15 protein-coding genes are annotated in these 14,802 nt (G+C 27.6%); 4 read left to right on the top strand and 11 right to left on the bottom strand.

Translation table 11 applies throughout. From position 1 onward, the window contains the following. Position 1: 1 nt before the first annotated feature. The 6 genes from RSE15_RS06920 to RSE15_RS06895 all read right to left on the bottom strand — a co-directional run bounded on the left by RSE15_RS06920 (position 2) and on the right by RSE15_RS06895 (position 5,569). Positions 2-1,369: a serine hydrolase domain-containing protein gene (locus RSE15_RS06920; protein WP_324066938.1), complete on the bottom strand. Its 1,368-nt coding sequence runs from the start codon at positions 1,367-1,369 to the stop codon at positions 2-4. A 46-nt stretch (positions 1,370-1,415) separates the two neighbouring features. Next, positions 1,416-2,057, bottom strand: coding sequence for an SdpI family protein (locus RSE15_RS06915; protein ID WP_324066936.1), 642 nt, complete (start codon positions 2,055-2,057; stop codon positions 1,416-1,418). 3 nt (positions 2,058-2,060) lie between these two features. Beyond that, on the bottom strand, positions 2,061-2,315 hold the full coding sequence (locus RSE15_RS06910; protein WP_111566189.1) for an autorepressor SdpR family transcription factor: 255 nt from the start codon (positions 2,313-2,315) through the stop codon (positions 2,061-2,063). A 63-nt stretch (positions 2,316-2,378) separates the two neighbouring features. Further along, on the bottom strand, positions 2,379-3,035 hold the full coding sequence (locus RSE15_RS06905) for a methyltransferase (protein ID WP_324066933.1): 657 nt from the start codon (positions 3,033-3,035) through the stop codon (positions 2,379-2,381). Then, on the bottom strand, positions 3,032-4,036 hold the full coding sequence (locus tag RSE15_RS06900) for a hypothetical protein (RefSeq protein WP_324066931.1): 1,005 nt from the start codon (positions 4,034-4,036) through the stop codon (positions 3,032-3,034). Before RSE15_RS06900 ends, RSE15_RS06905 begins: the two co-directional genes overlap by 4 nt. Positions 4,037-4,045: 9 nt before the next feature. Continuing rightward, positions 4,046-5,569 carry a B12-binding domain-containing radical SAM protein gene (locus RSE15_RS06895; RefSeq protein ID WP_324066929.1) on the bottom strand — a complete coding sequence of 508 codons (1,524 nt, stop codon included), beginning with the start codon at positions 5,567-5,569 and terminating at the stop codon, positions 4,046-4,048. A gap of 76 nt (positions 5,570-5,645) precedes the next feature. Here RSE15_RS06895 and RSE15_RS06890 point away from each other — a divergent pair, with 76 nt between their 5' ends. From RSE15_RS06890 to RSE15_RS06875, 4 genes are read left to right on the top strand one after another with little or no spacing between them, the layout of a single operon-like run. Next, positions 5,646-7,394 (top strand): carbamoyltransferase family protein, encoded by a 1,749-nt coding sequence (locus tag RSE15_RS06890; protein ID WP_324066927.1) that lies wholly within the window; start codon positions 5,646-5,648, stop codon positions 7,392-7,394. Continuing rightward, positions 7,381-7,791 carry a hypothetical protein gene (locus tag RSE15_RS06885; protein ID WP_324066925.1) on the top strand — a complete coding sequence of 137 codons (411 nt, stop codon included), beginning with the start codon at positions 7,381-7,383 and terminating at the stop codon, positions 7,789-7,791. Before RSE15_RS06890 ends, RSE15_RS06885 begins: the two co-directional genes overlap by 14 nt. A gap of 1 nt (position 7,792) precedes the next feature. Continuing rightward, positions 7,793-7,951: a DUF5989 family protein gene (locus RSE15_RS06880; RefSeq protein WP_324066923.1), complete on the top strand. Its 159-nt coding sequence runs from the start codon at positions 7,793-7,795 to the stop codon at positions 7,949-7,951. 6 nt (positions 7,952-7,957) lie between these two features. Continuing rightward, complete coding sequence (locus RSE15_RS06875) at positions 7,958-9,148, top strand: SGNH/GDSL hydrolase family protein (protein WP_324066921.1); 1,191 nt, start codon at positions 7,958-7,960, stop codon at positions 9,146-9,148. Here RSE15_RS06875 and RSE15_RS06870 read toward each other — a convergent pair. Genes RSE15_RS06870 through RSE15_RS06850 form a run of 5 tightly spaced genes read right to left on the bottom strand, consistent with a single transcriptional unit; the run spans position 9,145 to position 14,795 of the window. Further along, complete coding sequence (locus RSE15_RS06870) at positions 9,145-10,224, bottom strand: radical SAM protein (RefSeq protein WP_324066919.1); 1,080 nt, start codon at positions 10,222-10,224, stop codon at positions 9,145-9,147. The two genes, RSE15_RS06875 and RSE15_RS06870, sit on opposite strands and share 4 nt — an antisense overlap. A gap of 29 nt (positions 10,225-10,253) precedes the next feature. Further along, complete coding sequence (locus RSE15_RS06865; protein WP_324066917.1) at positions 10,254-11,420, bottom strand: polysaccharide biosynthesis protein; 1,167 nt, start codon at positions 11,418-11,420, stop codon at positions 10,254-10,256. Beyond that, positions 11,404-12,924 carry a glycosyltransferase family 87 protein gene (locus RSE15_RS06860; RefSeq protein ID WP_324066915.1) on the bottom strand — a complete coding sequence of 507 codons (1,521 nt, stop codon included), beginning with the start codon at positions 12,922-12,924 and terminating at the stop codon, positions 11,404-11,406. The genes RSE15_RS06865 and RSE15_RS06860 overlap by 17 nt, the downstream gene beginning before the upstream one ends. Positions 12,925-12,927: 3 nt before the next feature. Beyond that, the gene (locus tag RSE15_RS06855; protein WP_324066913.1) at positions 12,928-13,668 is read right to left on the bottom strand and encodes a glycosyltransferase family 2 protein; all 741 of its coding nucleotides are present in this window, start codon (positions 13,666-13,668) and stop codon (positions 12,928-12,930) included. Then, the gene (locus RSE15_RS06850) at positions 13,668-14,795 is read right to left on the bottom strand and encodes a hypothetical protein (RefSeq protein ID WP_324066911.1); all 1,128 of its coding nucleotides are present in this window, start codon (positions 14,793-14,795) and stop codon (positions 13,668-13,670) included. The genes RSE15_RS06855 and RSE15_RS06850 overlap by 1 nt, the downstream gene beginning before the upstream one ends. Positions 14,796-14,802: the final 7 nt, after the last annotated feature.

Genomic DNA, 14,802 nt, shown 5'->3' with positions numbered 1-14,802 from the left:
TCTATTCTTTTGTGAAGTTGAATTTCGTTCCGCCCTGATTTAATATAAAGGAGTTGTCTCCAAATATCATTTCAATTCCAGCTGCTGCAAAAACAAAAGTCTTTTCTTCTCTAAATGTTAATGGAAAGGCACCTTGTCCTGTAGCTTGAGCGAATAATTCGCCATTCTTTTCTGAAACGGTAATTTTTAAAGAAATTTCTTTTGAAGCATAAGTTCCAGTAAATTTTGCTAATTCACCTTTATCCATTTTCATGAATTGTGGGAACGGGAATGGCATTTTGTGATAAATACTTAGGATTCCTATGATGATATCGTTTTGCACAAAATTATCGCCATTGGATATTATAGAAAAACTCAATTTTTCAGTTGGATAATAACCTAACATCGAACTGAAATTCTCAATTCTTCCGCCATGACCATAAAATCGTCTTTCGCCAAAAGGAAACTGAATTAATGCTTTTCCATAACCTTCTTTTATTTCTTTCATTTGGTCTAAAGAAGTTGGACTAACTAATTTTCCATCGAAAAGTGCATAAATGAACTTAGTTAAATCAGCTGGAGTTGAAGTAATTCCGCCTGATGAAAACGCAATTGAGTTATGATTTTCATATGATTTTATCCAATTTGTTCCATCAAAGTAATAAGAATAACTTTCTTTATTTGCTGTATTTGTAGCTTCTTCTTTGTAATATGTGGTTGGAACGAAAGTTTTATTAGTAACCGCACCTTTAGCAGTCATTTCAGTTTTATTTTCGTAAGTTCCTAGCTCGGCTTTTTTAACGATTCGATTTTGTAAATTTTCCTCGTATGATTTTTTAGTTAGCTTTTCGATGATGCAGCCTAAAATAAAAAAGTTTGAATTGCTGTATTCGTATTTGCTTCCAGGTTCAAAATTCGATTTATAAGTTGTAATTACTTTTAAAATATCTTCTTTTGAATGTTTTTTGTCAATTACTTTATGAAAAGTCGAATCCTGATTTACAAAATCCACAATTCCGGTTCTGTGGTGCAATAAATCATATATTGAGATTTTTTCTGCATTTGGCATTTTCGGATAAAAACGATTCAGCTTGGTTTGCAAGGTTAGTTTTTTCTCTTCAATTAATTGCATGACCATTACGGCAGTGAAAGTTTTAGAAATTGAACCAATTTTATAGCGTGTAAATCGATCTGCCTTGATGTTTTTTTCTACATCAGCAAAACCATAGGCTTTATTAAAAACCACATTTTCACCTTCGCGAATGGTTAACGAACCCATGAATTTGTTGTTTTCATACAAATAGTTTAGCAAGCTATCTATTCTTGTAAATTTATCTTGTGCAAAAGTGAAACTCGAAAAAGTTAATACAAAAAGAAGTAATTTTTTCATGATTTATTTTATTGTTTTACTAATTAGTAGTAAAGATATTATTTTGTTACTGATTCTTAATTTTGTTGAATATTCTATAAGAATATACTATTGGAATAATTGTAATAACGGCAGTAATTCCCATAAAAGTATAAAATTGAATATTATTTGGCAATACAAATGTCAACGCCATCAATAGTCCGCCCACAAACCATAATTTTCCACCTAGTTCATGTGTTTTTTTCCAAACTTCCTCGTTTTCCAACGTCCAAGGGGTTTTGATACCAATGAAATAATTTGGTTTTATGGTTTTGAAATAATTACCTAAAAACGCAAAAAGCAAACCAATAATAACAAATACGAATCCTGGATTACTGTTCTTTTGTTCCACGCTGTACAAGATAAAAAGCGCTAAAGCCGACATGAATAGGGTTAGAATCATTCTCATAATATTTAATTTGTTGCCCATGTTTTGCAATTTTTGTTTTGGATCAACATATGGAATTAATAGAAAGACAAAATAATTTATTCCAACCAACATTAGTAACACGGCAACTAGTTCCTTTTTATCTCCATAACGGTCAATTTCTCCAGCGCCATTCCAATGCATAGGTACTTTTTCTGGTAAGCGATTCCAAATGTAAATTAGATAAACAAAAGGAATTAATGCAATTGCTAAAAACGGAATTTCTTTTTTAAACTTCTCCATACTTTACTTTTTTAGGGTAATAATCCATTTTAAAATATCATCAACAATGGTAGTATTTAACGAATAGACTACAAATTGTCCTTTTTTTTCGCTTGTGACTAAATCGGCACGTTTTAAAATATCCAAATGATGCGAAATACTAGGTTTTGAAATATGAAATTGGTCCGCAATATCGCCAGCTGTCATTTCCTGTTTACGCAGCAATTCCAGAATATCTCTTCTGGTTTCGTCGTTTAAGGCTTTGAAAATTGCGTTCATACTAATTTATATATTTAGACAAATATCTAAATATTATTTGAAATGACAAAAAATATTTTATTTTTAGGTTAGGTTATAGATATAATTTTTCTCAAAAGAATTTGATTTTACCAATTCTAATGAAAAGAAAATATTGTTTTTTGCCGCTATGGATTGTATTGTTTTAATATCGCAATCTTCTGACAATATAACGTAGCATTTTGTATTATTTTTAAGGTGTTTTGGAAGTTGCTCAAATAAATTTTCAAAATACTCAAATTTTTCTCCGCAAAACCAAGCGTTTTCTTTAATGTTTTTTGGTTTTTTTGGATAGTAAGGTGGATTAATAATAATATAATTAAACGATTTGTTTTGTAAATTTTCAAATAAATCGGAATATAAAATCTCAATTTTTGATTGATTTTTTAGGCTGTTTTTTTCTAAATTTTCTAATGCTATTTTATTTATATCGGTTGCAGTAACTATTGCGCCTTTTTTTGCAGCCAATAAAGATATTATTCCGCTTCCACAACCTAATTCTAGAATTGTTTTGTTTTTTAAATTGATATCTTGAATAAAATCTAATAAAAATTTTGTGCTAAAAGTTAGGTGTGGTGGAAATACATCCGGATGTACGGAGATTCTAATATTGTCATAACTAAAGCTTCTGGGTTTGTAATAAAATAATTTCAATCCGAGTTTTAGAAAAGGATGAGTAATTTTTTTTATTATTTGTTTCATTTTTTTATGTATTTCAATATTTCAGAAGCTGTTGTTTGTATTCCTCTTCCGCTAAAATGAAAGTCGTTTACTAAATATTGTCTATTGTTTTCTCTGTCATTGCTTCTAAGAGCAGGCAATAAATTGATGATTTTAATATTTTTATTTGAAAATTTTTTCTTTAACCCTTTAATGAATGGATAATTATAAATTGTGTATTTTGAATCTTGAGAAATTGAAAGCCCCATTTTTTTATATTTATTTTTATAATGGCTGTTAATTTGAGAGCAGTGTGGAACAACTACCAAATAAACAGGAATAGAATCTCCCACTTTACATATTTCTAATAATGTTTCAATTTTCTTTAACATTTTATTGAAATCTTTTATTCGATCTCCTTCTACTAAAATGGAGTTTTTTAATAATTTTTGATCTCCATTTAAAGTTTGCTTTTCGTAATCTGAATATTTATCAATACTAAAAATAGTATCATTTTTAATATAATTTGGATTTGGAATATCCAATTTTGATCTAAAATCACGAATAGTTTTAAATTGGCTCAAACGATAATTTAAAAAACGAAAAGATATTAGATTGTTAGAAATACTATAATACACTTTTTTCCAAAATGGATAATTACTAGCGTTAGATTTCTTACGAATATCCATTAAATCATTGCCAACATATATTTGATAAATTAACGCTTTAGGAGCTTTTATTACTCTTTTTTTTGCAATTAAATTGGCTTCAATGATTCCGGTACCTGAAACAGCATTATTAATAAAACTTATATTTGGCAATGAATCTTGAAGTGTTTTTACATAAGATTGATTATTTGCTGAAAACGAATCTCCAAATACTAAAATTGAGTTATTATTCTTGTTATAATTTTTAGAGTTATATTCTTTAAGTTCAGGTTTGTAAAAGTCTATAATTTGATACCGATAAGAAATTTCAAATAAAATTATTACAACTGTAATAAGATAAAAGATATAAGCTATTTTTTTAAACTTTTTTTTCATTCGTTTAATCTATTCTGAATAAAAACCTTCAATTTCTGGCTGACGATATTTCCAAAGTTTATGCAAAGCCTTTATTTCATATGGAAATTTATAGAATCCAAATTTATAGCGTAAAAAAGAAATGGTTTTTAAAAACGGTTTTTTATACCCTTTAATTCTAAAGTCAGAAACTGTTGGGTAATAGCCATTCAAAACTGTTTCGAAGTTTTTAATAGTATCAATCATGTAGGGTTTTAACCAAGGAGTTAATGGATTTTTTCTTAAATCAAAATTTTCCCAACTTGGCGAAATCCAATCTTCCAATTTTTCTGGAAAATGGAAACCTGCATCTAAAATTTGTTGGTATAGTTCAGAACCTTCTGTAGGAACTGGGCTAAACAAATATATAATTATTTCAGCATTTGGATTAATTTGTTTGATTTCTTTGATGAAATTTATATCCCATAAAATTTGTTTGTAAACTTCTTTTTCAGTTGGCGCAGGCATACCTAATACAAAAGAAAGTTCCGGAATAATATCTGCGTTTTTCATTCGCAATACAAAATCTTTAATCATTTGACCGGTTTGCTTACCACCTTTATTCATTTGTTTTAAAACGGCATCATTACCCGTTTCCGCACCTAAAAATATCATTTTACAACCCGCTTTTCTCATCAATTTTAAGTCGTCATCAGAATACATATTGATGGTGTCAATTCTGCCTTCTCCCCAATAACTCAGGTTGTCGTTCATTATTAATTCAGAAAATTCTAAAACTCTTTTTTTAGATGTAAAAAAATTATTGTCGTGAAATTCAATGGCATCAATCTTATATTTTTCTTTAAAATATTTTACATCTTCGTAAATTCGAGAAGCGGACATACCTTTCCATTTTGCATTATAAATGGGAACGACTGCACAGAATGAACAGGAAAACGGGCAACCCATACTTGAATGATACGATAAGGTTGTATTGCCCATAAAAGTTTTTGCTAGATAATTTCTAACAGGATAAAAAGAATTTAAATATTCGTAGGGAAATTTTGGAAGTGTGTCTTGATCTAAAAGTGCCTCAACCGCTGTTTTGACAATTTTATCATCTTCATTTTTATAAATTAGATTTTTTATAGTTGGTAATTTATCTAATTCGTTGTTTTCTAAAGTTGTAATTAATTCTGGAAATGTAGTGTCACCAGGGCCATTAACAACATAACCAACATAACCTGATTCTAGACAAACTTTATATTGATTAGAAGCAAAATAACCACCCCAAATTGTAATAATTTCCGGAAATTCTTCTTTAATTTTTTTGGTAAAAGGAATCGCTTGGCGCAATTGTGGTCCAGGCATTACAGTAGAACCAAAATATTTAAATTCACCTGTTTTTAAATAATTTTCTATGGTTAACCAAGGATTTTCTTCTAAATTTCCATCGACAAAAACATACTCAAATTTTCCATGAATAGACGCTCCAACTTGCAAAATAGAATTAGGAATTCTGTGTTTGCTGTTTGCACTCTTAGGATTAAAAATGATGATTTTGTTTTGTTTCATAATCGGTAAAAATAATAAGTTTTTATGATACAAATTATATTTTTCGTTACTTTGATACAATTAACTCGCATGTTTAATGTATATATTAGGAATTTCTGCGTTTTATCATGATTCTTCGGCATGCTTGTTGAAAAATGGCCATGTTGTGTGTGCCATTGAAGAAGAACGTTTAACAAGAAAGAAGCATGATAATTCATTTCCCAAAAAATCGATTGAATTTTGTCTAAATCAGGAGCAAATATTAATTTCACAAGTCGATTTAATAGTATATTACGAAAAACCATTTTTGAAATTTGACAGAATTCTTACTACTATAAAAAGAAACATTCCTTTTGGTTTCAATTTTTTTAAGGATTCAATAAATACTTGGGTAAAATCTAAATTATGGATTCCTCAAACGATAAAAAATGAGCTGAATTATAACGGAGAAATTATCTTTTGTGAGCATCATGAATCACATGCTTCGGGTGCTTTTTATACTTCTTCATTTAATGAAGCTGCTATTGTTACAATTGATGGAGTTGGAGAAAAAGCAACCATAACCATTGCAAGAGGTCAAGATAATCGGGTTGAAATGATTAAAGAGCAACATTATCCTAATTCATTTGGGCTACTTTATAGTGCTTTTACGCAGTATTGTGGATTTAAAGTAAATTCGGGAGAATATAAGTTAATGGGACTATCACCCTATGGGAAACCAATTTTTAAAGATTTAATTTTAAGCCAATTAGTAACTATTTCAGATGATGCTGTACTTACACTAAATATGAAGTATTTCTCCTTTGAAAATGGTAAAAGTACTATAAATGTGCATTTCTGTAAACTATTTGGAATGCCTGTTAGACAAGAGCAGGAACCTTTTACGCAATTCTATTTTGACATTGCAAATTCCATTCAATCTATTTCAGATGATTATTTGGTTACTCTTGCTACCTATGCAAAAAAAATTGTTGACTCGGATAATTTATGTTTATCTGGAGGTGTAGCATTGAATTGTAAATCAAATGGTTTTTTACTCCAAAAAAAAATATTTAAAAATATATGGATTCAACCTTCACCTGGTGATGGTGGAACTTCAATTGGTGCAGCTTATGTTGGATGGTATCATTATTTTAAAAAAGAACGAGTTTTAATTTCTGATAACTTACAAAATCAAGTATATTTAGGTAGTAGTTATTCGGATAAACAAATTGTAGAAATATTAGAGAAAAATCAGATTGTTTATCAAAAAGTAACGCGTCAAGATTTGGTAAAACGAGCAGCTTTTAATCTGTCAAATAAAAAAATTATTGGGTGGTTTCAAGGGAAAATGGAATTTGGTCCCAGAGCTTTAGGTAATAGGAGTATTTTAGCGAGCCCACTTTATGAAGACATGAAGGAATACCTAAATTCTAAAATAAAATTAAGAGAAGGTTTTAGGCCTTTTGCACCCGTAATTTTAAAAGAAAAAGTTGGGGATTGGTTTGATACAGTCATAAATTCTAAATGTATGTTATTTACTTTTAATAGTAGTAAAAAACAAATTATCCCATCATGTATTCATGAAGATAATTCTGCAAGGGTACAAACCATTTCAAAAGAAGATAATGCACTTTTTTATGAACTAATAGCCGAATTTGAAAAAATAACACAAACCCCCATTTTAATTAATACTTCATTTAATGTTCGTGGTGAACCAATAGTTGAAAGTCCGGTCGATGCGCTTTATTGTTTTTTTTCAACTGAAATAGACACTTTGATTTTAGGTAATTTTATAATTGAAAAAGAGTACAATAAGGCATTGCCAACTTTATTTAAAACGAAAAGAAATTATGAAAAAGATTAATGAATTTGTGAAAGAAATTCAATTGCTGAGTAAACAACAAAATAAGCAAAAGCAGTTTGGTTGGCTGTTAATTGGAATTTGGTTAGTTGTTTTTTATTTAAAAATAAAACAGAATGATTTTGATTATCAATTAATTGAAAAATGGTTTTATGGTTTTCCAATTGTTTTAATTATTATTACATCTTTAGTAACAAGATTATTGCAACCAATTTTGTTTGTTTGGTTTCTGACAGGTAAAATATTAGGACTTATAACTTCTTTTATTATTCTATTTGTTTCTTATTATGTTATTTTGTTGCCGATAGTTTTTATTTCTAATATTTTTACAAAAAAAGAAGAGCCAAAAGTTGTATGGTTGTCTAAAACATCAAGCATCGACTATAAAAAATTATACTAAAATGAATAAGATTTCGATTTTTATAGAGTTAATTCAGTTTTTAATTAAAAATAAAAGATATTGGATTATTCCAATTATTATTGTTTTAGTATTACTTGGGATGTTGTTAATTCTTACAGAGAGTTCAGTATTGTCGCCTTTTATTTATAGTTTATTTTAATAGCTTATGTATAAGTTGAAATTTTATTTTAAAAAATTCGCAACCTATTTTACAATTACGTTTTTATTATTCTGTTTAATAAACGTTATTGCTTTTGTTATAATTAATAATACTAAAAGAAGAAGTTTCGAAACGATTTTACAGCCTGAAAAAAAATTAGAATCTAACCCAAGATTAATGCAAGAAATTTATTTAGGAAAATCAGTTAATGAAATATCAAAAATACAATCTGATTGTCCTCAAAATGTTTCGCATCCTACACTATCTTTCATGATGCAACCTATTAAAAATGAAAATTATGAAGTAGGAATTGAAAATTGTAGGTATGATGCTTTTTGTAATGCAACTAATTTTTATAAAAATGTTAATGGTGGTGTTTGGGTTTTTGGAGGAAGCACAACTTTTGGAGTTAATGTAAGTTCAAACCAAACATATACTTCTTATTTAAATCAATTAGATAAAGATAATCACTATTTCAATTTTGGAATATCATCCTATCATCAAAGTTTAGAAATCGACAGATTAATACTGCTTTTAAAAAAAGGATATCGTCCTAAAAAAGTTATTTTTATGGACGGCTTAAATGACATTACTCAGTTAACATATACCAATTATTCTTCAAGTGAAACACCTGCAAAAGCTCATTTAGCATATCCTTCAACATATAATGCTGAAAGAGCATTTAATAACTATTCGATAGTAAATTCGTTACCAATAGTTAAGTTGATGATTTTAAAAAATAAAAAATATCAAAACAATTTTGAAGATATTTATAGTGATAAAGTTTTGTATCATCAAAATCCATTATTCCACTATGATGCAGTTGTGAAATACCTTCCTAAGATAGAAGACTTAGATAAAAAGGTTACAGATTACTATAAAAACAATTTAATTTTGATTGAAAATCTAAGTAAAAGTTATGGTTTTGAATACCAAGTTTATTTTCAACCTAATGGGATTTTATATACAAAAAACAGTTTTGTTACAAATTATGCAGATTTTAAAAGTGAATTGATTAATTATACTCTTGTATCAAGAGCTTATGAGATAATTCGTAAGAAAATTAAAAATAATGAGTTGAACATGATTGATATTGCAGATTTGCATGAACATTCAAAAAATTCTTATGTTGATTTAGCACATTATTCTCCAGAATTAAATAAAAATATTGCAAAAGTTATTTTGTTAAACAATTAAATGGCACTACAACATCTTGTGCAAGCAGTGAGCATTCCATTGTTTTTCTTTAAATCTTTTCTGAAAGTTGTCATTACAACCGAATTCCATATTTCATTTAGATTATTGTTATGTAAGTTTCCAATAGTTAAATTATAGCATCTTCCATGAGCAGGAATAACACTTCCATCAGATTTTATCATAATACTTGAATACACTTCTCTACACTCGTTTTTAATTTTAGTTTCTGGAGAAAAATAAAACGATTTTAATTTTTCAAAACTTTCTATTTCTGGAGAAAACACTATTCTATTATCATTAAGTTGTTTTATTTGTTTTATTTCATCCCAAAGTAAGTCAAAATCATAATTATCAAAATTAATTTCATCTAAATTAGAAGTAGTAGCAAAATATTTATCTCCAAAAATTGAATTATGTGTTTCTGCAATATTATTTGTTGTGAAATTTGCATGCATAAATCCTATATTTTTTAAAGGAAACTCTTTTAGATAGGAAACAAAATTAACTAATTCGCCAATATTCCATTCCGTAATTACGCAATACACCGAAACCTCTTGTTTTGGATTATATTTAAAAATTTCTTTAATTCCTTCAATTGCTTTTTGAAAAGATTTTTGATTACCTCTAATGTGATTGTGAATCTCTTGTGGACCATCAAGGGAAATGTTTAGCTCGCCTAAACCATTTTTAACTAGTTCTTCTGCATGATTTTTAAGGGTTAACCCATTAGTTGTGATTGAAGTTTGAATTTTTTTTGATTTACAATAAGCCAATGATTCTTGTAGATAAGGATAAACTAATGGCTCTGTAAAAGCATAACCTATTTTAGCTTTTGGATAATAAGTATGAGTTTGATCTACGACTTTTTTTATTAAATCTAAAGGCATATTTAGCGGAGAAGTTCCAACTAAATTTTTTGCAAAATTAGTAGTTAAATTTTGTGTACCTACATCGCACATTTTACAATGTAAATTGCATACATTATTTACACCAAGTACAATCCAGTTTGGCGAAAAATAGTATTTACTAGTACAGTAATTTCGGTTAAAATATTTTAAAATTTTTTCTGGAAGCATAAAAAGAGTCTTTAATCAAATGTACTGATTTATTTTGGCTTAGAAATTTGAAATAATTTAAATAGGGCTAAAATTATCCATTGTGAAATTGTTGCACTAATTAATAAAGTTAGTAAGCTGTGATTTATTTTTAAAAATAAAATATTAGAAAAAAATAATGATAAAGCGCCAATTATAAATATTACTAAAACATGCTTCTCTCTTTTCTCTTTATAATTTTCATACACATCCATTCCGTACAAATAGGAAGGTAAAATGTATAAAAAACCAATATAATAGAACAAAGGTTGAAAATAAATTTTTAAATAATAGGTGTTTAAAAAGTAAATAAATACAATAGAAAAAATAGATATTATTAACCCAAAAAGAGCATACGTTTTTTTTATTTTAGCATAATAAGTTTCATTTTTTCGGTATAAAACTTTAACAAAAGGTAGAATTGCCATATTGCCAATTGCCATAGCAAATAAAAATAAATTATTTTGTAAACCATATTTACCCAATTCTGTGGAAGGGAAAAACAAACTTGCTATAAATACATCTATTTTTGAAACTAAAAAGCCAGAAAATGCCAATAAAAAAAAGCCAAATGAATATTTAAGTTCATTCCAATCAATTTTGAAATTATTCCAATTGAACCATTTAAAATAGACTACTAAATAGATTAGTCCTTTGATAAATTGATACAAAGCATAATAAAACACCAAATCGATGGAATTGATATTTAAAGTTAATTTTAGAAGAATTACTAATAAAAGAAAAGTAGAATATTCAATTATTGAGGTTGTAAAATTATCTTTTTGGTATTGGTTAACAACTTCAAAACTCCAACTAAGATATCTGCCAATTAACCATAAAGTTAAAAACAAACTAAGTTTTACATCAAATAATAAAAATGCAATAAAAATACTAAACAGTAAAAAAGGAATTCGTACAAAAAAGTGATTACTAAAGTGTTTATGCATCAAATTTGGTTCTTTACTAAACTTAAGTAATAAATATTCTTTGCTTCCCCAATTAGAGATAATTGAAACAATTAATGCGAATAGAAATATCTCAAAAAAATCACCCCAAATAGATGGATTAGTTGTTTTAAGAACCAAAATTGGAAACAGAAAGCCTAACAGTGCAATAGACAATTGTCTAAATACACTCAGTAATACCTCTTTTGTTTTTTTGCTATTCGTTTTTTTCAAGTTTCATTTTTTTTAAATCATAAAACCCAATTCCTCTATCATAATCGGATAGAAATAAAATATATTCGTTGTTAAGTAAAACAGCTTTCTTTTTAGAACTAGCTTCGTTTGTTACTTTTTTTTGGTTAAAATAGATTTGATTTTCTTTAATATATAAAGGTTGTGTAGCGTTTGTTTTGCAAAATATTTTTTTAGATTTCAACCCTTCATGAGTCCAGTAGTAATAGGTTAATTGGTCGTTTAGTAATTTATAATCGGTAATCAAAAGTTCTTTTTCATTAGGAATTACTTTGTCATAAGTTACATTTTCGTTTTGAAAAAATAGAACATGAATAACAGAAATCAAACCACTACAAAACAAAATTATAAAAACAGGAAGTTGTTTTCTGATATAAAATACCAAGCTACTTCCTAAAAGAATTATGATTAATAATCGAATATAGTTGAACGGAAAAATAATATTTTCAAAATAATGAGTAGGAACATTACAAATAAGAAAAAGTAAAATCAGCGAAAAAACTTTCCATTTGAAATTAACAGTGCTTTTGCAAACACTCACATACAACCAAATAAATAAAAGTAACGAATAGGTACTGCCGTAACTAGAAAAAACAATAGATAATATTAACCAAACGGTATAGTTATACAAAGAGTTCTTATTTCGAATTGTATAAAAAACAGCACCTAAGATTAGAGCTATTTTACAACCTAATAAGTAACTCTTATAATTAGTAAATTCAGATTTAAGAAACATATGTAAGCTTTGATAATTGCTTACAATTTCGCCAGATATTTCACCATTTGATGCTTTTTTTAAAACAGTTGTTGCATAATACAACCAACTTTCAATCGATACAAAAAATAAAGTAATTCCAATGAAAATAGAAGTAAATAGAAAAATAGAAAAAATAGATTTCCAATCCTTTTTCATTATGAAATAAGGAATTAAAAAAACAGTAAATACTTTTAAACAAATTGCCAGACTTATTAAAAATCCAGCTTTGAAAGATTCCTTTTTTTCTAGTAAAATATAGGCTTCTATTAGTAAAACCAAAATTAAAAAATAGGTTTGTCCAAATAGGATATTGTTTTTAATCGGCAGCAAAAATAAAATAGGTAATAGGGCTAAATAGTGGTTATCGATATTTAAAAATCGAAATAGTCGATACAAGCTTCTTCCAAATAAAATAAAAGACAGTAAACCGAAAATAAACTTTGAAATATCTAGGTCTAAAAATGAAAAAGGCAGATAAAAGAGAGCTAAAAAGGGGGGATTTGGCGTGTAATTTAGATAATAGGTTTGTTTTGAAATTTCAACAATTTTTTCATTAAACCATTCTGGAAAATATATTTTTAAATCGAATTCATGATGCCACAGAATTTTTGCACCATAGTAGTAGTTTCCATAATCATGAATAGGTGATTTGATGGCTAGTAAAATGAAGTATATTCCAATAAAAACATAGGGTAGTAAATAAAGATATTTTATAATATTCTTATTCATAATTTATTCAAATAAATTGTTTTTTACTACACCTAATTGATGAAAAAAGTAAGCTATCGAAACTCTTAAAACACCCAATCCATATATTATGCTTCTTTTAAAGTTGATTGAAGATGCTTCTTCAAAATACTTAGCTGGACAAGATATTTCTCCTATTTTGGTTTTCTGGAAAATCAATTGGGCTAATAATTCATTATCAAATACAAAATCATCTGAATTTTTTTCGAAATTTATTTTTCTTAATACTTCTGCATTGAAACAACGATAACCTGTGTGGTATTCAGATAGTTTTTGTTGTAATAAGATGTTTTGAATAAAAGTTAAAATGCGATTTGATATATATTTATACAAAGGCATACCACCTTGTAAAGCACCTTTTGATAAAATTCGTGAACCTAAAACAACATCAAAAGTTTGGTTGGTAATAAGTTCACACATGGCTGGAATTAACTTTGGAGTATATTGGTAATCAGGGTGAAGCATTATGATTATATCTGCCTCCAATTCTAGTGCTTTTTTATAGCACGTTTTTTGATTGGCTCCATATCCTTTGTTTTTTTGATGTTCAATAACATAGTCAATTCCAATTTTTTTTGCAATTTCAACGGTTTTGTCTTGACTGTAATCATCTGTTAAAATAACGGTATCCACAATATGAAAAGGGATTTCTTCCACTGTTTTTTGAAGTGTTTTTTCTGCATTATAAGCAGGAAGAATAACTATTATTTTTCTATTATGGAGCATTATTGTAAATAATTGACTTCTTGATTGCTTTTTTCTCTAATATTTCCAGAAACTGGTATACTTTTTAGCGGAGCTAAATGTTCTATTTCATTTCTATGATACAATTCGCCTAAATAAACAAATTCATGATGCTGGTGTGTCTTGTAGTTTTTTAATTTAGTTTTGACTTGCATTTCAGACATGTTCCATTCTAAAGCTAATCGTTTAGCTGATGGCTCCATAAAACTAGTATATAAAATTTCTGTAAACGTATGATCTTGGGTTTTTTTATAATTGATGTGATTTAATGTGTCTGTAACTTTTATTTTTAAATCATTATTTATCTTTCTATAGGTTTCTAAAGTTTTTTGTAAGTCTTTTAATGATAAATACCCTTTTTTGTCTTTCTGGTCTGAAAACAAAGGTTGAATTGAAGATTCGTGGCACCAAATACATTTGGCAGGTTTTCCTGCATTTGAATGGTTGCTATCTGCGGCAATTTTTCGTTTTCCATTAGCATCGAAAATTCCAAATCGAATTTGCCCATTTTTCATTAATTCAATGGTTTCGAATTCATAAACTTGACCCGTAATTGAATCAATTTCTTTTGAAATAAATAATTGATTAAATCTATTTTGTTCTGAAAAACGAATGATACGATGCTCTTTTGAAACATCAGAATTGTTTATGTAAGCCTTCTCTGATTTTAAATTATAGTTTTTTGTAATGTCTTCTAATGACATAGGAGTTTCAGTTAACGCATAATAATGCTCTGATGATCCTAGTAGTAAAGAAATATATCTTCCAAGATCAATACTATGATTCGTTTTATATTCTTCGGATTCTTTTATTTTTTGATGAATTTTTATAAGTGATTTTTCGGCATTTTTACTAAATCTCATTTTGGAAACATCAATGCGTAAATTTTCTTTATCATTTTGTATGTTTTCTTTGTTTAAAATATTAGCTCCAACATATGATAAAGCCCATTTTAAGCCAATTATATTCTTCTCTATAGTATCTTTATTGTAAGCTTGGTTCCATTTTAAAAAAATGACACCTTCAGCCGAGTCTACCAAGAAAGAATTGGAGCTATCTTTCCAGCTAATGAAGAGTAATAAAATCAATATAAAAATATTTTTTTTCATTTCTGTT

Origin of the sequence: Flavobacterium sp., assembly GCF_035195345.1 — a bacterium.
GTDB lineage: Bacteria > Bacteroidota > Bacteroidia > Flavobacteriales > Flavobacteriaceae > Flavobacterium.
This window is presented reverse-complemented; position numbering and strand designations above follow the sequence as displayed.

Coding starts and splice junctions, on each gene's coding strand:
- RSE15_RS06920 (WP_324066938.1), bottom strand. CDS start 1,369: ATGAAAAAATTACTTCTTTTTGTATTAACTTTTTCGAGTTTCACTTTT.
- RSE15_RS06915 (WP_324066936.1), bottom strand. CDS start 2,057: ATGGAGAAGTTTAAAAAAGAAATTCCGTTTTTAGCAATTGCATTAATT.
- RSE15_RS06910 (WP_111566189.1), bottom strand. CDS start 2,315: ATGAACGCAATTTTCAAAGCCTTAAACGACGAAACCAGAAGAGATATT.
- RSE15_RS06905 (WP_324066933.1), bottom strand. CDS start 3,035: ATGAAACAAATAATAAAAAAAATTACTCATCCTTTTCTAAAACTCGGA.
- RSE15_RS06900 (WP_324066931.1), bottom strand. CDS start 4,036: ATGAAAAAAAAGTTTAAAAAAATAGCTTATATCTTTTATCTTATTACA.
- RSE15_RS06895 (WP_324066929.1), bottom strand. CDS start 5,569: ATGAAACAAAACAAAATCATCATTTTTAATCCTAAGAGTGCAAACAGC.
- RSE15_RS06890 (WP_324066927.1), top strand. CDS start 5,646: ATGTATATATTAGGAATTTCTGCGTTTTATCATGATTCTTCGGCATGC.
- RSE15_RS06885 (WP_324066925.1), top strand. CDS start 7,381: ATGAAAAAGATTAATGAATTTGTGAAAGAAATTCAATTGCTGAGTAAA.
- RSE15_RS06880 (WP_324066923.1), top strand. CDS start 7,793: ATGAATAAGATTTCGATTTTTATAGAGTTAATTCAGTTTTTAATTAAA.
- RSE15_RS06875 (WP_324066921.1), top strand. CDS start 7,958: ATGTATAAGTTGAAATTTTATTTTAAAAAATTCGCAACCTATTTTACA.
- RSE15_RS06870 (WP_324066919.1), bottom strand. CDS start 10,224: ATGCTTCCAGAAAAAATTTTAAAATATTTTAACCGAAATTACTGTACT.
- RSE15_RS06860 (WP_324066915.1), bottom strand. CDS start 12,924: ATGAATAAGAATATTATAAAATATCTTTATTTACTACCCTATGTTTTT.
- RSE15_RS06855 (WP_324066913.1), bottom strand. CDS start 13,668: ATGCTCCATAATAGAAAAATAATAGTTATTCTTCCTGCTTATAATGCA.
- RSE15_RS06850 (WP_324066911.1), bottom strand. CDS start 14,795: ATGAAAAAAAATATTTTTATATTGATTTTATTACTCTTCATTAGCTGG.